Annotated in this window: 15 protein-coding genes; 4 read left to right on the forward strand and 11 right to left on the reverse strand. The window is 46.3% G+C overall.

The window, feature by feature from the left end:
- Positions 1-37 precede the first annotated feature (37 nt).
- Positions 38-679, reverse strand: coding sequence for a redox-sensing transcriptional repressor Rex (locus tag FYJ59_RS06355; protein ID WP_022155133.1), 642 nt, complete (start codon positions 677-679; stop codon positions 38-40).
- Between the two features lie 139 nt (positions 680-818).
- Here FYJ59_RS06355 and FYJ59_RS06360 point away from each other — a divergent pair, with 139 nt between their 5' ends.
- On the forward strand, positions 819-2,750 hold the full coding sequence (locus FYJ59_RS06360; protein WP_154495993.1) for an ABC-F family ATP-binding cassette domain-containing protein: 1,932 nt from the start codon (positions 819-821) through the stop codon (positions 2,748-2,750).
- Positions 2,751-3,216: 466 nt separating this feature from the next.
- Here FYJ59_RS06360 and FYJ59_RS06365 read toward each other — a convergent pair whose 3' ends face one another.
- The 7 genes from FYJ59_RS06365 to srtB all read right to left on the reverse strand — a co-directional run bounded on the left by FYJ59_RS06365 (position 3,217) and on the right by srtB (position 15,255).
- A complete protein-coding gene (locus tag FYJ59_RS06365) occupies positions 3,217-4,425 on the reverse strand; it encodes an NADP-dependent isocitrate dehydrogenase (protein ID WP_022153808.1) in 1,209 nt (402 codons plus the stop codon).
- A 68-nt stretch (positions 4,426-4,493) separates the two neighbouring features.
- On the reverse strand, positions 4,494-5,198 hold the full coding sequence (locus FYJ59_RS06370; RefSeq protein ID WP_249327045.1) for a GntR family transcriptional regulator: 705 nt from the start codon (positions 5,196-5,198) through the stop codon (positions 4,494-4,496).
- A 53-nt stretch (positions 5,199-5,251) separates the two neighbouring features.
- A complete protein-coding gene (locus FYJ59_RS06375; RefSeq protein WP_148446871.1) occupies positions 5,252-6,664 on the reverse strand; it encodes a beta/alpha barrel domain-containing protein in 1,413 nt (470 codons plus the stop codon).
- A 191-nt stretch (positions 6,665-6,855) separates the two neighbouring features.
- On the reverse strand, positions 6,856-7,776 hold the full coding sequence (locus FYJ59_RS06380; RefSeq protein WP_154495995.1) for a S8 family peptidase: 921 nt from the start codon (positions 7,774-7,776) through the stop codon (positions 6,856-6,858).
- A 95-nt stretch (positions 7,777-7,871) separates the two neighbouring features.
- Positions 7,872-9,176 carry a leucine-rich repeat domain-containing protein gene (locus FYJ59_RS06385; protein WP_205839472.1) on the reverse strand — a complete coding sequence of 435 codons (1,305 nt, stop codon included), beginning with the start codon at positions 9,174-9,176 and terminating at the stop codon, positions 7,872-7,874.
- A gap of 25 nt (positions 9,177-9,201) precedes the next feature.
- Positions 9,202-14,049 carry a leucine-rich repeat protein gene (locus tag FYJ59_RS06390; protein ID WP_154495997.1) on the reverse strand — a complete coding sequence of 1,616 codons (4,848 nt, stop codon included), beginning with the start codon at positions 14,047-14,049 and terminating at the stop codon, positions 9,202-9,204.
- A 3-nt stretch (positions 14,050-14,052) separates the two neighbouring features.
- Positions 14,053-15,255, reverse strand: a complete 1,203-nt coding sequence (srtB, locus tag FYJ59_RS06395; protein ID WP_154495998.1) for a class B sortase — start codon at positions 15,253-15,255, stop codon at positions 14,053-14,055.
- Between the two features lie 221 nt (positions 15,256-15,476).
- On the opposite strand from srtB, the gene FYJ59_RS06400 reads away from it, so the two are divergent.
- The 3 genes from FYJ59_RS06400 to FYJ59_RS06410 all read left to right on the forward strand — a co-directional run bounded on the left by FYJ59_RS06400 (position 15,477) and on the right by FYJ59_RS06410 (position 16,658).
- Positions 15,477-15,761 carry a chorion class high-cysteine HCB protein 13 gene (locus FYJ59_RS06400; RefSeq protein WP_154495999.1) on the forward strand — a complete coding sequence of 95 codons (285 nt, stop codon included), beginning with the start codon at positions 15,477-15,479 and terminating at the stop codon, positions 15,759-15,761.
- Positions 15,762-15,898: 137 nt separating this feature from the next.
- Entirely contained in the window at positions 15,899-16,393 is a 495-nt protein-coding gene (locus FYJ59_RS06405; protein ID WP_154496000.1) for a hypothetical protein, read from the forward strand.
- Positions 16,356-16,658, forward strand: a complete 303-nt coding sequence (locus tag FYJ59_RS06410; RefSeq protein ID WP_148446881.1) for a hypothetical protein — start codon at positions 16,356-16,358, stop codon at positions 16,656-16,658. The genes FYJ59_RS06405 and FYJ59_RS06410 overlap by 38 nt, the downstream gene beginning before the upstream one ends.
- Positions 16,659-16,799: 141 nt before the next feature.
- On the opposite strand, the gene leuS is transcribed toward FYJ59_RS06410, so the two are convergent.
- The 3 genes from leuS to FYJ59_RS13915 all read right to left on the reverse strand — a co-directional run.
- Positions 16,800-19,211, reverse strand: coding sequence for a leucine--tRNA ligase (leuS, locus tag FYJ59_RS06415; RefSeq protein ID WP_148446883.1), 2,412 nt, complete (start codon positions 19,209-19,211; stop codon positions 16,800-16,802).
- Positions 19,212-19,530: 319 nt separating this feature from the next.
- Positions 19,531-21,624 (reverse strand): elongation factor G, encoded by a 2,094-nt coding sequence (locus tag FYJ59_RS06420; RefSeq protein WP_154496001.1) that lies wholly within the window; start codon positions 21,622-21,624, stop codon positions 19,531-19,533.
- A gap of 118 nt (positions 21,625-21,742) precedes the next feature.
- A partial coding sequence (locus FYJ59_RS13915; protein ID WP_205839473.1) for a hypothetical protein occupies positions 21,743-21,947 on the reverse strand: 205 nt, incomplete at its 5' end.

The raw sequence follows: 21,947 nt of genomic DNA on the forward strand, positions 1-21,947 counted from the left end.
GTCTGCTTCGCAGCCGCTTGTTTTTCCCTGAGGTTCATTATTTTATATCTGAATTGTAACGGTTAATATTATACGAAAGTTTCATTAAACTGTCTGACAGATGTACATTCTCTACTTGTATTCCCTCCGGAACATTCAGATCCACATGCGCAAAGTTCCAGATGGCACGGATCCCGTTCGCCACCAGCTTGTCAGCCACTTCTACAGCGCTGGTCTTGGGAATCGTCAGTACTGCAATATCTATGTCATTCTCCCGGATAAAAGATTCCAGCTGCTCCATGGGCATAACCTTCACACCACGGACATCCTTCCCCACAAGCTCCGGATTCGCATCGAACATTCCCTTAAAAATAAAACCACGACGCTCAAAGTTCAAATAATTACCCAGAGCTCTGCCCAGGTTACCGGCTCCGATAATAACGAAATTATGCTGCTTATCCAGCCCTAATATCTTACCGATCTCACGGTACAGATATTCTACATTATATCCATATCCCTGCTGACCAAATCCGCCGAAATTATTAAAATCCTGTCGTATCTGGGATGCGGTCACTTTCATCAGTCCGGAAAGTTCCTGCGAAGAGATACGTTCCACACCTTCATCCTTCAATTCCCCCAAATATCGAAAGTATCTGGGCAGTCTGCCGATCACAGCCTGTGAAATTTCTTTTGCTTCCAATACTTTCACCTCCGATTTTTTTAAGTATACACCATATGTTAAAAACTTGTCAATGAATTGACAGGTTTTCTTCTTTTCGTTACAATAAAATTTAAAAAGCCCGTTCTGTGTGGGCTGGAAATAAAGGATACTTACTACCATGATATTATCTTGTCAGAATATTTCAAAAGCATTTGTAGAAAATCAGGTATTGAAAAATGTCTCTTTTCATATAGAGGATCATGAAAAAGCTGCCATCGTGGGCATCAACGGTGCCGGAAAAACAACGCTGCTCCGCATCATCGTAGGGGAAATGACTCCCGATGACGGGCAGGTGGTTCTGGCGAAAGACAAGACACTTGGGTATCTCGCCCAGAACAGCACCGTGGACACCTCTCACACCATTTACGAGGAACTGTTATCCGTCAAGGCGGATCTGCTGCGCCTGGAAGAAAAGATCCGAGAATGCGAAAACAATATGAAGCATGCTAATGGGGACGCTTTGGAAGACCTTATGAAGCAGTACACCTCTCTCACCCATGCTTTCGAGACCGGCGGCGGCTATCTCTACCGCAGTGAGCTGGTAGGAGTGTTAAAGGGTCTTGGCTTTACCGAAGATGAATTCTCCAAACCGGTTGCCACGCTCTCCGGCGGTCAGAAGACCCGTGTGGCGTTAGGACGGCTTCTGTTACAGAACCCTGATCTCATTATCCTGGACGAGCCGACGAACCACTTAGATATGAATTCCATCGCCTGGTTAGAGACTTATCTGTTGAATTACAAGGGAGCCGTTCTCATCGTCTCCCACGACCGATATTTCCTGGACCGGATCGCCGGGAAAGTCATCGAGATCGACCAGTCTAAAGCTACGACCTTTATGGGCAATTACTCCGATTATGCCGTAAAAAAGGAACAGTTGCGCGTTGCTGCCTGGAATGCCTATATGAACCAGCAGCGTGAGATCAAGCATCAGGAAGAAGTCATTGAAAAATTAAAATCCTTTAACCGGGAAAAATCCATCAAACGGGCGGAAAGCCGGGAGAAAATGCTGGACAAGATTGAGGTCATCGAAAAGCCCTCCGAGGTCCGCACGGATATGAAGCTGACTCTGACGCCCCGGATCTTAAGCGGCAATGATGTGCTGACTGTGGAGCATCTGTCCAAAAGCTTTGACTCCCATAAGCTTTTTACCGATGTCAATTTCGAGATCAAGCGCGGTGAACACGTGGCGATCATCGGTGATAATGGCAGCGGCAAGACCACTTTGCTTAAGATCTTAAACGGTCTCGTTCCTGCCGATCAGGGCACTTTCCGCTTAGGTTCCAATGTAGAGATTGGTTATTACGATCAGGAGCATCATGTGCTCCACAGCGAGAAGACATTGTTCGAAGAGATCTCGGACGATTATCCCTACCTGAACAATACCCAGATCCGCAATGTACTGGCGGCTTTCCTCTTCACCGGGGAGGATGTGTTCAAGCGCATCAGTGATCTGAGCGGCGGTGAGCGCGGACGCGTGTCTCTCGCCAAGCTGGTACTCTCCAACGCAAACTTCCTCATCCTGGATGAGCCGACAAACCATTTAGATATCATGTCCAAGGAGATTCTGGAGGACGCCCTGAACGGTTACGAAGGGACCATATTGTATGTCTCCCACGACCGATATTTTATCAACCGTACCGCCCACAGGATCCTGGATCTGACGGAGGGACAATTCGTAAGTTATGTTGGAAATTATGACTACTATCTGGAAAAACACGACACCGTGATGGCTGCCATAGAGGCTAATGCACCGCAGAATGCGGATGCAGATAGTGCTGTTGCTGCTAAGGCTGCAGAATCCGAAGTCAAATTGGACTGGAAAGCCCAGAAGGAAGAACAAGCAAGACTCCGAAAAAAAGAAAATGACCTGAAAAAATGCGAAGAAAAGATTGCCGAACTGGAAGCTCGCATCTCCGAGATCGACACTGAAATGTCCGATCCCGCCATCGGTACCCAGGTGGCGAAATTGCAGGAGCTGTCCAAAGAGCAGACTACCTGCCAGGAACAATTAGAAAAATTATATGAACAATGGGAAGAACTGGCGGAGTAAATTGAGAGTTAGTGAAATAATCCCGTAGCCCTTGGCAGGGTATAAGAAACGCGGCACGCTCGCGCTCTGTCGCAGAGCGTAGCGGTACATAAGCGGTCACAATACGACCGCTAAGTACCGACGTCTGCTTACGGCACTGCTTATTCTTATACCCAGCCAGGGCTACTGGTTTTTGAAAGCTTTTCAAAACGCAGAACTCCCGGAGTATGCGGTGCCATGTCGAAGATGTTTGTCGGAGGATGTTGATATTTTCTAGAAAAGTGCTGAAAGACAGGGGGAAAGCGGACACGATGTCCGCGTCAGCCGATTGTCGACATGGATGTCGACTGTAGGCGGCCCCGTCATGACGAGAACTACTCATCACTTTTCGTAGAAAATTCACATCCGGAGACCTTACATCGAGACATGTGTATCGCATGCTCCGGGAGTTCGTGGATTTTGCCAATGTATTCAACTAATTTTCAATTTACAGCAGGCTGTCCAGGGTCTCTCTGATAGCCTTGATGAAGTCCAGGCTGTTGAGGATCACGGGATGCTCACAGGTGGAGATCAGAGACAGGCTCTTCGTCATCTTGCCATCCTCGATGGTCTTGATGCATGCCTGCTCCAGCTTGTCTGCGAAGTTACACAGTTCGGGAATCTGATCCAGCTCGCCGCGCTTTCTGAGAGCTCCTGTCCATGCGTAGATGGTAGCAATGGAGTTGGTGGAGGTCTCTTCACCCTTTAAGTGCTTGTAGTAATGACGCTGTACAGTTCCATGAGCAGCCTCGTACTCATAAACGCCGCTGGGAGATACCAGTACAGAGGTCATCATGGACAGATCGCCGTAAGCGGTAGCTACCATATCTGACATTACATCACCATCGTAGTTCTTACATGCCCAGATGAATCCGCCCTCGGAACGGATGACACGGGCTACGGCATCATCAATCAGCGTGTAGAAATATTCAATGCCCAGTTCCTCAAATTTAGCCTTGTACTCGTTATCATAGATCTCCTGGAAAATATCCTTGAAGGTATGATCGTATTTTTTGGAAATGGTGTCCTTGGTGGAGAACCACAGATCCTGCTTCGTATCTACCGCATAGCTGAAGCATGCTCTTGCAAAGCTCTCGATGGATTTATTGGTATTGTGGATACCCTGAATGATACCGGCTCCGTCGAAATTGTGAATTAGCTCACGGGTCTCGGTGCCGTCTGCTGCGGTGAATACCAGCTCTGCCTTACCGGGTCCGGGTACCTTGATCTCTGTATTTTTATATACATCACCGTAAGCATGACGGGCAATGGTAATGGGCTTGGTCCAGTTCTTTACATAGGGAACGATGCCCTTTACCAGGATTGGTGCACGGAATACAGTACCGTCCAAGATGGCACGGATGGTTCCGTTGGGGCTCTTCCACATTTCCTTCAGGTTGTACTCTGTCATTCTGGCAGCGTTGGGGGTAATGGTCGCACATTTTACGGCAACACCATATTTCAAGGTAGCGTTGGCAGAATCTACGGTTACCTGATCGTCTGTCTCATTACGATGCTCCAGTCCCAGATCATAATACTCTGTCTTCAGATCGATATAGGGCAGTAACAGCTCATCCTTGATCATCTGCCAGAGGATTCTGGTCATTTCATCTCCGTCCATCTCTACGAGAGGGGTTGTCATTTTGATCTTTTCCATAACGATTTCCTTTCCAGTATTAATTTTCGTTCTATTCTATTTTAACGTAATTCGTTCCAACAGACAACTTATTCCTGACTTCCAGCCTGCTGTGCATAAGCCTCATTCAGACCGTTCTTCACCATGTTCTCATAGGCATTGATCATGTGCTGATGTGCCAGCTGCTCTGCCAGATCGGCGTTGCCAGCCTTGATTGCCTCCATGATCTGCTCATGCTCTTCGTTGGACTTGGGTCCGCGGTTGGCGCTGGACAATGTCTTCTTACGGACACGCAGAACATACTGATGGAAATCCTTCAGCTGATGCTCCAGCATCTTGCTGTCACAGGCTTCGTACAGAATGTCATGGAAGCGGTTGTCTAACTCCGCCAGCTGCTCCAGATGCCCTTTTTGGGCATGGAACTTGGACAAATAGACATTCTCCTCCATCTCTTCCATCTGTTCCTTAGTGATATGCTCCGTGGCCCAGCGTGCACACAGTCCTTCCAACAAAGAACGGATCATATAAATATCCTTCACGTCCTTCTGCGTAATGCCGGTGACATAGGCACCCTTGTTCGGAATGATCTGGATCAGTCCCTCCAGCTCCAGTTGACGGAACGCTTCTCTGACAGGGGTTCTGCTGACGCCCATCTCCTCGCCGATCGCCACTTCCTTCAATTCTTCATGTTCCTGGTATTTTCCGCTTAAAATGTCCTCTCTCAGCTTGTGAAATACCCGTCCCCGCAGGGAGAACTTGTCCGTTACTTCCTGCTTTACATCATACTTACTCACTATAATCCTCGATTCCAGACAACGCTGTTACCGTTGTCATGCTTATTCTATGCTCACTCACCGATCTTCAGATTCTTCTCCAGACAGATCCGGTTGACGCATGCCACGATCTCTTCATCCGTAAGCACGGTGACACGACCTCCAGCATACTCCTCATCTACCCACTTTTTGATCTCTGCTACCAGTTCGGAATTCTTCTGTACCTGCTTGTCTCCCTTTAACTTGTAGTAGGTGTTCAGCCAGTGTGCGATACCTGCCAGACCAGAGGTGTTGGAAATAGCGCACAATACCGGACGGTTCAGGAATTTCTCGGTATCGAAGATATTGTAGATCTCCTCGTTCTTAAGCAGTCCGTCTGCATGGATGCCGGCTCTGGTTACATTAAAGTTCTTGCCCACAAACGGGGTTCTGGGAGGAATCTGATAACCTATTTCTTTCTCATAGTACTCTGCCAGCTCCGTGATCACACGGGTATTCATACCGTTTAAGTCGCCCTTTAACTGTGCATACTCGAATACCATTGCCTCCAAAGGCGTATTACCGGTACGCTCACCGATACCAAACAGGGAAGTGTTGACACCGGAACAGCCATACAGCCATGCCGTGGTAGAGTTGGACACTGCCTTGTAAAAGTCATTATGTCCATGCCACTCGATCAACTCGTGAGGCACACCTGCATGGGTATGGATCGCATAGATGATACCCTGTACACTACGGGGAATAACGGCACCGGGATAGTTGACACCGTATCCCATGGTATCACAGGCACGTACCTTGATGGGAATCTGATACTCTTTCATCAGTTTCATCAATTCCAGACAGAACGGCACCACATAGCCGTAGATATCCGCTCTGGTGATATCCTCCAGGTGACATCTTGGGCTGATGCCCTCCTCTAAGCAGTCACGGATAACGCTTAAATAGTGATCCATTGCCTGTCTTCTGGTCATTTTTAACTTTAAGAAAATATGATAATCGGAACAGCTTACCAGAATACCGGTCTCCTTCATTCCAATCTCTTTTACTAATTTGAAATCTTCCTTGCTGGCGCGGATCCAGCTGGTCACCTCAGGGAACTTATATCCCCTCTCCATGCACTTATAGACAGCATCTCTGTCCTTTTTGCTGTACAGGAAGAACTCGCTGGCACGGATCATTCCGTTGGGACCGCCCAGTTCGTGCAGATAATCATAGATTTTCACGATCTGCTCCGTGGTATAAGGTGCCCTGGACTGCTGTCCGTCTCTAAAAGTGGTATCTGTGATCCAGATATCCTTCGGCATGTTATGAGGCACGATACGATCATTAAAAGGTATTTTGGGGATTTCGGAATAAGGGAACATATTACGGAACACGTTCGGCTTCTCCACATCATCCAGTATGTACATATGCTCCTCAATCTCCAGAAGGTTGTTCTTCGGATTCATGGAGACCGGACGATTCTGAAATGCATCACTATCTCTCATTGGTATACCTCTCTTCCCTGACATTCGACATCTGCAATATTGTTTTCTATTTTTACTCTGCGCAGTAAAAATACATTTTGCAGTTCTCGTATCATTGTATACAATCATACCATTTGTGTCAATATCTTTAGTATTAATTTTATTGACTTATTTTAATCACATTTTTTATTTTTCCCAGTGATTTTATCATTTTACTTGTTTTCTAATAATCTGCGGACATTGAGCATTCCGAAGCCCTGCTTATTCCAGGGTTCTCCGAGATCCGTAGCTGTCAGCGCTACCCGACGGAGAAATTCTTCATTGGACATTCTCGGATATTTTTGTAGTACCAGTGCTGCCGCTCCGGACACAATGGGGGTTGCCATGGAGGTACCGCTTTTTGCAATATAAGGTTTAAAAATTCTGCCATTTCTATTTTTCCAGAAAGCATTGCAGGACAGGATCCGCGTCCCGGGAGCCACAATATCCGGTTTTCGGATGACGTCGTATTTTCTACCTCTTCCGGAATATGTTTCGCATCGCTTCGGGTCATTTTTACAATATCTTCCATCGTGACAACCCACTGTTAACACTTTCCGGCTGCTTGCCATCTCCGAAATACTCCCATCCTCAGGTCCTGCATTTCCCGCTGCACAGACTACGAGAATATTATGATCCCACAACAATTCCATATACTCCCGCAGTACCTGTTCCTTATATCGTTCCTTCAGTTCACCGATTCCGACAGATATATTTAAGATCCTGATCTGATACCTGTTTTTTACCCGTAGGATCCACTGAAATGCCTCCTGCATGGAATCACAGGATCCTTCTCCCTTTCCATCCAACACTTTTCCCACGACAAGTTTCGATGCCGGTGCCATTCCCCGAAGCCTTCCATCCGACAATTCTCCGTTTCCACAAAGGATGCCACATACATGGGTTCCATGTCCGTTATCATCATACGGCAGAGAGCTCTTCTCCACGAAATCACGAAAACATAACAAATGCCCGGCAAGATCCGGATGATATGCGATCCCGGTATCCAATACAGCAACCGTTACAGGCTCTGACCGCCAAGTTACGCTATATATTTGTTCCGGTACCTGTACCTGCTCCCTGACCCTCTGCATCCGTTTTCCTTCCCGGTAAAAATATAGTAAAACCGACATAAGACTTATTCTATCTTATGCCGGTTTCTATTCCGGGTGTCGGTTAAATCACCCCATTATTCATTTATAATCTCTATCCCCTCCGGGAAAGCGTCATTTCCAATATCCGTGACACTCGCCGGCAGATGTACTTTTTTCAATTCCGTATGATTTCGGAATGCTTCCTCTGCGATCACGCGAACGCCAGCCGGTATCACAACTTCAGGCAGATTCCCTTTATAAGCTACCAGGATGTCCCCACTGATCAGAAAATCATCCATACTGTTCTCTTCAAAATCATCCAGCCAGCCGGTATGGGTAAACGCCTTGGCACCAACAGTATTCACCGTGTCCGGCAATACCACGTTATCCAGATTATCACAATGATAAAACGCCGCATAATCAATCGTCGTTACACCTTCCGGAATCGTAATTGTCCGGAGAGAACTTCTGGAAAAAGCAAACCGTCCGATCTCTGTAGTACCTTCCGGGATCGTAACTGCGCCGACAGCCTGGTTACGATAATACATCCATTCCGGAATCTTGCCGTTCTCTGTCTCAGCTGTGATATCCTGTTCTTCACCGGTCTCCTGTCCCGCTTCCGGTTCCGTATACCCCTGCTGTACTTTTTCCTCACCCGGATGCACCATTACCAAGGCATGATTCCCTACAATAATAGTACTGCCCAGGACATTACCGGGAACCGGTGTTGCAGCAGGTGCAGGCGTAGCCGTTGATACAGGTTCTGTCGTTGCCTGTGTATCCGGTCTGCTTACTGCTGTCGGTGTCTGTACAGGAGCTGCCGTCACCAGCGGATCACGGCTTTTCTGCTCCGCAAGTTTTTGGGAAAACTGTGCTGCCACACTTCCCTCGTCCGCATGGATTGTCACATTATCACAGTTTAAGAAAGCATCTTCCGCAATACCGGTCACCGTAGCCGGGATATAAATATCTGTGAGATTAACACATCCCGCAAATGCCTGTGCATCAATACTCTGTATATTTTCCGGAATTGTGATCTGCTTTAAACCCGTACATCCTGCAAACGAATACTCGTCCACTGCAGTCAGACCCTTTCCCAGGACAACCTCTTCCAGATTGTTACATCCCCAAAAAACATAGGCCTCCAAACGCTTGACAGATTTCGGAATTACAACGAACTGTACCTTCTGATTGTTCTCGAAGGCACTCTCGCCTACGACTTCCACTGTATCCGGAATCGTGACGCGTTCTTCCGTCCCTCTGTATTTTACCAGTGTACTCCCCTGCGTCTGAAAATCAGAGGCAGACGCTGCCGCATCTGCCTCCGACACAGGAAGATGTGTCAGGATCAATGCGGTAACTGCCAGTGCTATGACAGCCATCCACTTTTTATGATTCATAAACCTTCCCATCCTTTATTTCACATTAGGCTCTGGCTTTCCGCAGAGTCTTTTTGTCCTTCTTCATGAAGAGTACTACCGAGATACATGCAAGTCCCATGGATAGGAACCACTTGGGATGAATGCCGTCTCCGGTCTTAGGTGTGCTGTCTGCGATGGTTCCCGCAGTCAGATTATTCGTATCCACATAGATCACATACGGTGAAAAATGCTCTGCCGTAAAGGTTACGCAAGATACTCCGGATATCGTGGAGAACTTCGGCGACAGCTTATCCAGCTTGCTGTTCACTACTCCGGCCACTTTATTATTACCTGCGTAGGTGATCAGGGAATCCGGCAGCGGTAACGTAATGCTGATGGATAATCCCGTGGTATCCGTGATCTTCGTATTGCCCGTGGAATCATACAGACTGATATCCATAGGAAAATATTTGATAGCACTGATATCACTGCCGTACTCTGCCATCAGAGCCTTAACTACCTCTTCGGAAGCTGCTGCACTCTCTGTGATCTTGATCACAAAGTTATCAGAAGATCCATTCACCGTTGCAGATACCACACCGGTATTGGACAGACCGTTTTTATCAATAACAACGGTGGTTCTGCCACCGGATACGGTTCCCGTAGTAGTGCTGCTCGGTCTTCTGTTGGAATTGGAATTCGTGGAATTACCGCTTCCTGTAGATGTATTTGTTTTGTTACCTGAACCGGATTTTGCAGTATAATTTGCAGTTACTGTTACATTAGCTTCCGGCATAGTGATGACAGTTGCAGACAATACCTTGCTGGCAATCGTCGTATTGGCCGGATCTATTGACCAACTACTGAACTGCTGGTTCGCCGCAGGGTCATTTGCCACGATGATCGGCTGGGAACCTGCCACATAACTTCCGGATCCGGAACCGTTTTTAACCGTCAGAGTATACATCTTGGCAGTAGTTCCGTTGTTATTATTGCCTCCGGGACTGGTGCTTGCTCCGGGACTGGTGCTGGCACCCGGACTGGCAGTTCCACCATTATTAGAGCCACTGGCTTCATATACTGCATAGAAATCTGTATTTTCTGTGATAGCTGTTGCAATATCCGGCAGCCATTCCTTGAAGGTGTAACCACTGACCGTAGGGGTCTGGATACTGGGTGCAACCGTACCCTTCTTGATCGTAGTCTGATAGAATACTTCCTTGGTCACACTGTTGATATATCTGACTACAATATCATCCTCGCTCAGCGCCTTATATACGGCTTTGGTGGTAATATTCTCTGTGATGTTGGTCAGATCCCTGTCCCAGCCAATAAATAAATAACCATCTCTCACTAGAGTCGCAGTATTAGGCAGATCTGCATCTGCGATGCTTCCACCGGAGGATACCTTGATCTCCTTGACCACTTTATCATCCCAATCCAGGAAAGTTACGGTAAATTTACTTGCATCGGGATCTTCCTTCTCATAAATAGCGGTACATGTCGTATCTTCCGTGATGTTCGTGTAATCGCCATCCCATCCCTTAAATACTTCGCCGGTCTTACCTAACGGTGTAGGCGGAACCGCATCTTCCCCGCCCCGTACCTGTTGTTCGTCTACCTGGACATTTTTCTGCAGTTCTTCATTCCAGTCACGGAAGATAACGGTATAGATTTCCTCCAGCGGAGTATCTTCCACAGCAAATCCGTTTGCCTCACCATATCTGTAAAGGTAACTGGTCGACGGAGCACACAAAGTAACAGCCCCTTTATCTTTAAGAATTCCGTTAAAAGCATCCTGATCAATCAGTGTTAATCTCTCACTGGACTCCTCCAGCCATTTCATATTACTGCCATTGAATACATTACCCTTCAGTTCCTCACAGGTGATCGGCAGCTTCACGGTATCCAGATTCTTGGTGTCCGCAAATGCATATTCCGGTACTACTGTAATAGCACTGTCCGACAGATCGATCGTAGTCAGATTGTCGCAGCCCCGGAATGCCTCCGGTGCCATTTCCGTCACGCCTGTTGTCTCTTTGGCGTTCACACGCTTGCTGGTTCTGCCCTCTAAGCATTCAATGATCTTCGCTTTTGCGCTGTCGTTCATTCCATAGATAATCGAATTATCACAGGTGAAATAATCCGTTCCCTGGAATGTTACCTTATCCAGAATTTCACAGCCGGTAAACGGAATACTGCCAAGACTGCTGATATTTCCCGACAAGGACACATCTTTCAACAGCTTACAATCCTTAAATGCATAGTTACCAATGGACTGGGTATTGCCATTGATCTGCACTGCAGCCAGTTTCTCGCAGCCTTCAAAGGCATTGTTTGCTATGCTGGACAGGGTATTGCTGTAGCTGATGACATTAGTCAGGTATTTTGCGCCCTTGAAGTCATTTTCTTCAATACTGTCGAGACCGTATATGGTCAGAGTCTTTTCCTTCTGATCCTTCTCTTTTTCCACAAACAGTCCATCCTTGATTGCCTGAACACCTTCCGGTATGGTCACATTCAGCGCAGAATCAATGAACTGCTGCTGATCTTCTGTCAGCGAACTTCCAGAAGTATATTTATCCAGAGCAGTTTTCGCTGCATCTCTCTGAGCATCTGTCAGATACGGATAATCAGCTTCATTTAAGTACTTGGTTAACTCCGTAAATGCCGGAAAATCAGTCAGTTCGCTGACATTCTTTTCCGGATTGTACTGTACTACCAGGTTAAACGGCCATCCGCTGCAATATCTGACATAGGTTGCCACCTGACTGCTGTTATTATATCTGCCGTCCGGGCTCATCGCATACTTATACGGCGTGGACTCCGGTGAGATTTCTCCTACAAAGGTCAGTTTCACTGCCGGACTGTTATCTGCAGCGTTCATAGCTGTCGCTGTGCTGTGTGTACAACCCGTTCTGTGTGTACCGGTAAAGTCCTGGGTCTTAAACGCATCCGTTCCAATAGCAATACTGCTGTTGTTAAATATTACCGTTGCCAGATTATGACATCCGCGAAAAGCACCCTCTCCAACCGACTGTACACTGGCAGGCAGAGATACCATTGTCAGGTTACAATTGTTGGCAAATGTATTTGCCGAGATATTGTAAATATGATATGGTCCGATGGGATCCGGGATATTCAATGTCTTAACGCCGGTTCCTACGCTGGCATTAAGCAACTGGTTGGAGGAATCTACTACAAACGTAGAACGGCCAGGTTCACCTGAAACTTGGGGGTCCTGAACCGTCAATTCATACTGGTTCAGCTTCTGGTATAACTTTGTAGTCGGATCATAATTGATGTAACTGAATGCAAAACAGTTCTCCCGGCACAATGTATGAAGCAGACTGGTATTCAGTCCTTCAAAATAGAAAGTACCGTTTACCGGATCATCCGCAAGCATGGACTTAAAGCAGTCAAAGCAATACACATCATCATCTGCACTTCCGGAGTTGATGGTAAACTGTGCATTTCGGGAAGCTACATAATGCAGGTTCTTACATCCCTTGAACATGGAGATTCCGATGATCTCACTATACATATCCGGGAAAGTCACGGAATACAGGGTTTCGTCATTTTCAAATACATTCCAGCCCATTTCCTTCAGGCTGCTGGAGCTGATGCCGTTCTCCTGCTCCGGATTACATATCTCTACTTCATATAAATACCGGCATTCCGCGAATGCATAGTCTCCGATATAACTTACAGAAATAGGAATATCAATATCCGTCAACTGGGTACAACTGTAGAAAGCATGATCTCCCAACTGTGCCAGGTTACACTCTCTGGGGATGTTCACTGCTTTCATACTGCCGCATTCCGCAAACGCCCAGTTACCGATGACAGTGATACCATTACCAAAGGAAATGCTGTTCAGACCATTACAGCCATAGAACGCATAGTTGCCGACACCAATCAGTTTCTCACCAATGTTCAGTGTTACAATATTGCTGGCTCCGGCGAAAATACCATCTAACGGATTTTTAGATGTGATATCTCCTGCCACAGACCAGGTATAGGTACCATTTGGATTGGCTGTTGATGCCAGATACTGGTTACCGATGTATTTTACATCCAGATCCTTGATCCACTGATCATCCGGCTGTTCTGTCTTTGCAAATCCGTCATATACTTTTGCTGTTTTATCCTCATTTTCCGCCTGCGTACTGGTGTAAGAATAACCGGTGCCCTTTTTCTGGAAGAAATTCTCAAGAGAAAGTTCTTTCCAGGCATTGTCCGTAGCATAACAAGGACGCATCTCACCATCGTAGTAAGTCTCAGTCTTGGTCTCCATGATCGGATTCTGTTGCGAATCATATCTTGGATTTCCTTCGCTATCCGTCGCCTGTACTTCCACTTCTCTGGTCTTCTGTGTCAGAGCCTCATAATACAAAGGCTGTCCATTCTTACTTGCCGCCACGTAACCATTGATGGTACCCTGGTTACCGGTAGGCTGTATGTACGCATTTACCATATCGGGAATATCCAGTACATTCCCGGTCAATGTCGTATTTTTATTATAACCAAGCAATACTGCACACCAGGAATTTTTATAGTTCACATAGGCAAACTGATAGCTGGTTCCGTCTGTGTTGGTCTCTGTTGTATAAATGGTCGCATTGCTGTCTACCACGGGAATCAGCGTATCCATGGTGGGAATTGTGCTGCTACCGGAAAGCAGACTTGCTTTCTCTGATGCGTCCTTCGGAATCGTAACCTTATATTTAGAAGAGCTATGTGTCGCATTATGTGAATGTCCTGCAGCCTGCGCCACAGCATCTTCCTCCGCACGCAGTCCTTCCGTAGGGATCGCTGCTACTACGATCGCCGAGATCAGGAACAATGTTCCCAGGGTCTTCCTTACTGTCTTTTTTAATCTTCTGTTGGTCTTCCTTGTACCCTTAGTCATCCTTTACTCCTTTGTCGTCACCTTTTTAGCAACCACTACGAATCTGCCGTTTTTCTCCTGATAATCACAAGTCGACAGAGTTAAAAGCCGGTCACCGTATTGAGCCGTGACTCCTGTGTCATATAATGACATTCCCTCCATGTCATTCATATAAGAGTCAAATTCCTGCTCACTCTGGGCGTCTATAAACTGATAGTATTTGAATACGATCTCATCTTCACTGTATACCCTTGAACGGAATACATACATGATCTCATACAGACCTTTTTCATAGATGGTATCAAACTGTATGCAGGGATGTTTCTCATAGTAGCTCTGGTCGCTGTATAAGGATAAGCCTCCGAACATCTGCCCGCTTTTCATGTGATGCCCATACAGAATAAGGTTTGTACTGGGTTTCAGCACATCACAGTCCTTGTCCATGAAAATGGATCCGTTCTTGTCATACTCCTGATTCAGATTGTGATCCAGATAATATTCGTTATCCGTTGTCTGCATAACAGGGTAATCTATATTAGTATCGTCAATTTTTACCCATCCGATTAGTCTTTTGTTCTTATTTAATAGATTTTTATATTCATCCAGCACCGGAGGCGGCGTGCTCTGTCCTTCCTCCACGGTATAATGAATCACCGGAGCCGGTGCATCGCTTGCTGTTGGCTCTTTATCTTTCAATTCGCTCAGCTGCTTGTAATTATCAGCAGTACGATAATTGTACCAATTATATACGCCGAAATACCCCAGGCAGACAATGGCTGCCATACCGCAGAGGACTACCAGAAGTTTTCTTCGTTTTTCGCGCTTCTTCAGTTCTTCTTTTACTATTTTATCCAGTTCCTGTTCATCAAACTGCGGTTTGTTCTGTTTCTGTGTGGTCTGCCTACGTTTCGGTGTTTCTTTTTTCTTTACTGGCTTCTTTAAAAGTTCCTTTTTTTTCGTTGCATTGGCTTTGGAAACCGGGGCATCTTTTCGTTCCTGTCTGCGGATTTCTTCTGCCAGTTCCTCCATATAATCCTGTCCCAGGATACTGTGAAATCTGCATTTTCCGCTACGGATCACTTCCAAGAGCTTCTTCTGATCCGACAGGTTCATCTTCTTAGTCTGCATCCGAAGATTTTCAATCACCTGCTGATCCTTCAGAGCGTTCTGGTAATCCGCCTCTGTCCGAAACTGCCGCCCTTCTACGATATATATCTTCTGTGTCATTCAATCTATCCTTAAGTAAATAATAAGATGTCAGGGATAAGTGGGGTAAACTTATATGAATTAAGCCTGCATCATTTTAACTACATATTATCATCTAATTACATTTCCACATAGTAATTTTTATTTTACTATATTAGAAAATTATTGCAAGTCTTTTCCGGAAACATTGACAGGCTCCCCCGCATACAATAGAGCATAAATAAAAAGTGGAGGCACTAAAAATGAGTGACTTAACTGCTACAAACTGTGGCTGCAACAATAATTCCTGCAGCAACAATAACAACTGTTGTAACGGTATCTTCGGCAACAGCTGCATCTGGATCATCCTTTTACTGTTCTGCGGCGGTGGCTGCGGTAACGGTTGCGGCAACAACAGCTGCGGACTTCTGGGAAATAAAAACAATGGTTGCGGCGGAAATGATTGTTGCGAATGGCTGATCTGGATTCTGCTCCTGTCCTGCTTCTGTGGCGGTGGCAACAACGGCTGTGGAAATTGCGGTTGCTGATTTACCAGACTTTTTACACACGTATGATCGATCATCCCGGGGTGCGGATCTTCCGTACCCCGAATGACTGATTGGCATAAGAGAATTATCCGCTTCATAAGATACTAGTAATTCATTTACTGGAAGGTATTATCTGCATGGATGATAACAGAATCGACAAGGCGGCCGCCTTTGACACTTTATTTACCAACAACCGCATTCAGATTCTGAAAACACTTGCCTATTATATAGATCCGCATCTCCTGAAAGGACTTGCTGTCTACATAAAATTTTTGGAATTGCAATATACGCTGGCACTGTTTAGAAAGCATCCGGAGACTGCTCTGCACAGATTTCCTCTATCATCCGATGAAAGCAGTCTCGCCGGTGAATTATGCAGTGACCTCATGCCTTTATGCGATGAAACGCAGAAAGCATCCCTGCAGCAGGTCACCCAGATGCTTGACAATATCCATAATTTTCAAGAAATGATGGATATGGCTAAGTCCATGCAGGAGCTGTTCCCGGAAGGCTTCTCCGATCTGGACGGTTGTGATCCGGCTATGTTGTCCGAACTTTTCGCAGCCACTCAAAATCAATCAGGAGGTCAACAAAATGGATTATTCCCAGACTCCCCTCTGGATGCAGGATGATCTTGTGAAGGACATCCCCAGAGAAAAATTAGAATTTCTCTCCACTCTTTTTGCCAAAGGGCACGGCAAATCACAAAAAGAAATGATGGCACTTCTCATGCCTGCCATGCGTAAGGCAAAGCAGGAGCATCTCACTTTTACCCCACAGGAAATGCAGGCTGCCATCACAGCCATCAAAAAATACAGCACCGAAGCAGAGCTGCAACAGATTCAAAACATTTTAGAAAAAAGCAACGCTCAAAGAAATAACTCCCGGCAGACGTAAGGTCTGTCAGGAGTTATTTCTTTCACGAAATTTCAGCCAACACCATTCGCAAAGTCGCGTTATCACGCTTTCCGTCACTACGTGCCTACCTTTGCTCATAAGACGGCTTTTACCTCATGGACATATTCGTTCATAGCTGAACTATTTAACTACGATGTTGACGATTCTGCCGGGAACATAGATCTCTTTTACGATGTTGCCGGTCAGTTTGTCTCCCAGAGCTTCTTTTGCCATGTTGATGACATTTTCCTTGGTCTCATCCTTGGAAACATTGATGGTTACACGCATCTTGCCGTTGACCTGAACACCGATCTCAACAACGCTCTCTACGGTCTTCTCTTCCTCGAATTCAGGCCATGCTGCCTGATACAGTCTGCCCTCGAATCCGGCAGTCTGCCACAATTCCTCAGTGATATGAGGTGCTACGGGGTTAAGCAAAGTAAGCAGTGTCTTATATTCGCCTCTGGTAATGGCGTTCTTCTTATAGAACTCGTTGATTAGGGACATCATAGCTGCAATGGCGGTGTTGTACTTCAAGTTCTCAAAATCGCTGCTGACCTTTTTGATGGTCTGGTGCATTTTAGTCTCTAAGTCTGCACTATAGCCTTCTTCATCAGTCAGAATATCCTGCAACTTCCAGACTCTCTCAAGGAATCTACGGCATCCCTTTACGCCTTCCTCACTCCAGGAAGCACTCAGATCAAAGGCACCGATGAACATCTCGTAGGTACGCAGAGTATCTGCACCGTAATCCTGTACGATATCGTCCGGATTTACCACATTGCCACGGGACTTGGACATCTTCTCACCGTTGGATCCCAGGATCATACCGTGGCTGGTTCTCTTCTGGTAAGGTTCGGGAGTAGGTACTACGCCCTGATCATACAGGAACTTATGCCAGAAACGGGAGTACAAAAGATGCAGTGTGGTATGTTCCATACCGCCGTTGTACCAGTCAACCGGCAGCCAGTACTTCAATGCTTCAGGGCTTGCCAGTGCCTTGTCATTGTGAGGATCGGTATAACGCAGGTAATACCAGGAAGAACCTGCCCACTGAGGCATGGTATCGGTCTCTCTCTTTGCCGGACCGCCACAGCAGGGACAGGTGGTATTTACCCAGTCAGTCATGGCAGCCAGAGGAGATTCTCCGGTATCGGTAGGCATGTAGCTCTCTACATCGGGTAACTGCAGCGGCAGTTCGCTCTCATCAATGGGAACATATCCGCACTTGTCGCAATGTACGATAGGGATCGGCTCACCCCAGTAACGCTGTCTGGAGAATACCCAGTCTCTTAATTTATAATTGGTCTTGCGGTTACCGATGCCCTTCTCTTCCAGATAGTTCATGATCTTCTCTTTGGCTTCTGCCACAGACAGGCCGTTCAGGAAATCGGAATTGACCAAAGTACCATCAGCAACATCGGTATATACAGCTTCTTCTACGCTGACAGGGCTTCCGGCTACAACTTCGATAATAGGCATGCCAAACTTTTTAGCGAACTCCCAGTCTCTCTCATCATGGGCAGGTACTGCCATGATAGCGCCGGTACCGTAAGTCATCAATACATAGTCAGATACCCATACAGGGATCTCTTTACCGTTGACGGGATTGGTAGCGGTCAGACCCTGGATGCAGACACCGGTCTTATCCTTTGCCAGCTCAGTACGTTCGAAATCAGACTTTTTCGCAGCCATCTCACGATATGCCACAATGTCATCCCAGTTCTTGATCTCGTCCTTGTATTTATCCAGTACAGGATGCTCCGGAGATACTACCATGTAGGTAACACCGAACAGAGTATCCGGTCTGGTGGTGTAAATGCGCAGCTTCTCATCTTTTCCGGTGAGGGTAAAGTCTACTTCCGCGCCCTGGGACTTTCCGATCCAGTTCTTCTGGGAAACCTTGACACGCTCGATATAATCTACGGTGTCCAGTCCCTGGATCAGCTTGTCTGCATATTCAGTGATCTTCAGCATCCACTGGCTCTTGACCTTACGGATGACTTCGGAACCGCAACGCTCGCAGACGCCATTGACTACTTCCTCATTTGCCAGACCTACCTTACAGGAGGTACACCAGTTGATAGGCATCTCTGTCTTGTAAGCCAGTCCTGCCTTGAACAGCTTTAAGAAGATCCACTGGGTCCAATGATAATACTCGGGATCCGTGGTATTGATCTCTCTGTCCCAGTCAAAGGAATAACCTAAGGAATGCAGCTGATTCTTGAATCTTGCCACGTTATTCTTGGTTACGATCTTCGGATGGATGTGATTTTTAATTGCGTAATTCTCGGTAGGGAGACCAAATGCATCCCATCCCATGGGATACAGCACGTTGTATCCCTGCATTCTGCGCTTACGTGCTACGATATCCAGTGCGGTATAAGGTCTCGGATGACCTACGTGTAATCCCTGTCCGGAAGGATAAGGGAACTCTACCAGTGCGTAATATTTGGGCTTGGAGAAATCGTCGGAAGTCTTGAATGCTTTTTCGTCATCCCAGACAGTCTGCCATTTTTTCTCTACCTCTCTGTGATTGTAAGGTACTGCCATAATTATTTCCTCCTAAACTATGAGAAGTTTTCTATTTGAATTTACGTTCTCAAGTCGTTAAAAAACTACCGATTATTTTATCGTGTTTTGCCGATACTGTCAAGGACTGCGGCTCTATCCATACATATTTGTACATATTTTCTGTTCTCTGTGCATATCATATATACGAGAGGTGATGAATCATGTTTGCATGGATCACATTACTGATCAATCTGATGCAGCGGTATCGTTGATTTTACAATGTTACAATGGGATAACAAAAAAGAGACCGGTACAACATCCGCCGGTCTCTTTTTATGAATACTATGTATTTTGTACATTAATCTTCTGCGTTATTCTCTGCTACTTTCGCTGCTCTAGCTACCACTTCCTTCTCCTGCACATCGGAAGGTGTCTGCTCATAACGGGCAAATTCATAGGAATAATCGCCTCTGCCTCCGGTCATGGAACGCAGATCCGTACAATAACCGAACAATCCACTCATAGGAATATCCGCTTCGATGATCTGTCTGCCGCCACTCATGGGAGTCATGCCCAGTACGCGGCCTCTTCTTTTGTTCAGATCACCCATGATGTCACCGGTGTAAGCATCGGGTACTGTAACTTTCAGGGACATGATAGGCTCTAACAAAACCGGACCCGCTTCCATAACACCCTTCTTGAATGCCTGAATCGCTGCGGTCTTGAATGCCATCTCCGAAGAGTCTACCGGATGGTAAGAGCCATCATACAATACTGCCTTGACACCAACTACCGGATATGCCGCCAGAGGTCCTCTGCCCACGGACTCCTGAATACCTTTTTCTACTGCAGGAAAGAAGTTTTTCGGTACTGCACCACCTACGACTTCTGTTGCAAATTCATAGGGCTTCGTCAGATCGCCGGAAGGTGAGAAACGCATTTTTACATGACCGTACTGTCCATGTCCGCCGGACTGTTTCTTGTACTTATATTCCACATCAGACTGTTTCTTGATGGTCTCTTTGTATGCGATCTTCGGCCTGGAAAGCTCGATCTCTACTTTGTATTCGTTTAACAGACGGCTGACCACGATATCCAGATGCTGGTCACCCATGCCGTAAAGTAAGGTTTGGCGGTTCTCTGCATCGTTCACTACACGGATGGTCAGATCTTCATGAGTCATCTTCTGCAATGCCTGGGATATCTTATCCACATCGGCCTTGTTCTTCGGCTTATACCGCATGTAGGTATAAGGGGTGGAAATATCGAACTTGCCGTATTTAATAGTCGTTGCCTTAGTCGAGAGACTGTTGCCGGTTCTCGCTGCTGTCAGCTTCGCCAGTGCTCCGATGTCTCCGGCATGCAGTTCACTGACTTCGATAGGCTTATTGCCCTGCAATACATAGATTTTGCCAATCTTCTCTTCAATATCACGATCCACGTTATACAGAAGATCATCCGTTTTCAGTACACCGGAGTTTACCTTGATCAGGGAGTATTTTCCAATGAACGGATCCACGATGGTCTTCCAAATGTAAGCGGATTTAGCCTTTGCGAAATCATAATCCGCATGGTAGATCTCGTTGGTCTTCAGATTGATACCCGCTACTTCTCTGTTCTCAGGGCTGGGCATGTATTTGATAATATCATCTAACAGTGTGTACATACCCTGGCACAAAATGTTAGAGCCCATGGTCATGGGAACGATGCTGCCGTCACAAACATTGGTACGGAGGGCTGCACGGATCTCTGCTTCAGAGAAGGTCTCTCCGCCGAAATACCGCTCCATGAATTCTTCACTGGTCTCGGCTACGGCTTCCATTAAGGTATCACGGCAGATCTGCAGATTCGCCCTGCTGTAATCCGGTACGTCACAGGGAACAACTTCCTTACCCTCCCAGCGGTTACCGCTCTCGGTGATAACATTGATGTATCCTACAAATTTCTCGTTTTCACGGATCGGCAGATGAAACGGTGCCATCTTCTTTCCGTACAGGTTAGTCATATCTTCCACTACCTGACGAAAGGAAGCGTTATCCACGTCCATGTTGGAAACATAGATGAAACGGGGCAGCTTGTATTTTTCGCAAAGCTCCCATGCCTTCTGGGTGCCAACTTCGATGCCAGACTTGCCGTTAACTACTATGATGGCTGCTCCTGCGGCACTAACTGCCTCTTCCACTTCTCCCACGAAATCAAAATAACCAGGTGTATCAATAATATTGATTTTGTATCCTTCCCACTCAATGGGGATCACGGAGGTACTGATAGAGAAATGACGTTTCTGTTCTTCTTTACTGTAATCGCTGAGGGTATTGCCGTCATCTACCTTGCCCATACGAGAGGTGATACCGGACAGATAACCAAAGGCTTCTGCAAGACTGGTCTTGCCACTGCCGCCATGGCCCAGTAATACTACGTTGCGGATCTTGTCTGTTGTGTAAATATTCATATCCCATCCTCCATTTATTCTGCATTTTGGGTATTTTGTCCAGCCGTTGGATTGGATTTTTAACCCCTTACGTGTATTTTACTAAATATATACTGCTATTACAAGTAAATATTGTTAATTATTTCATATTTTTACAAGTTGTCAGAACTTTGTGATATGAACAGTTGCACAAGACAAGTAAATTGAAAGTTACGCGAGCAATGAGCCGCGCATAGGCAAAATAAGAACCGTGATTGGGAGCTTGCTCACAAATCACGGTTTTTATTTTTGCCGTGATGCGGCGAACGCCGCGATATGAAATAAGATTAGAAGCGTCTTTTGCT

This window comes from Waltera intestinalis, assembly GCF_009695995.1.
GTDB lineage: Bacteria > Bacillota > Clostridia > Lachnospirales > Lachnospiraceae > Acetatifactor > Acetatifactor intestinalis.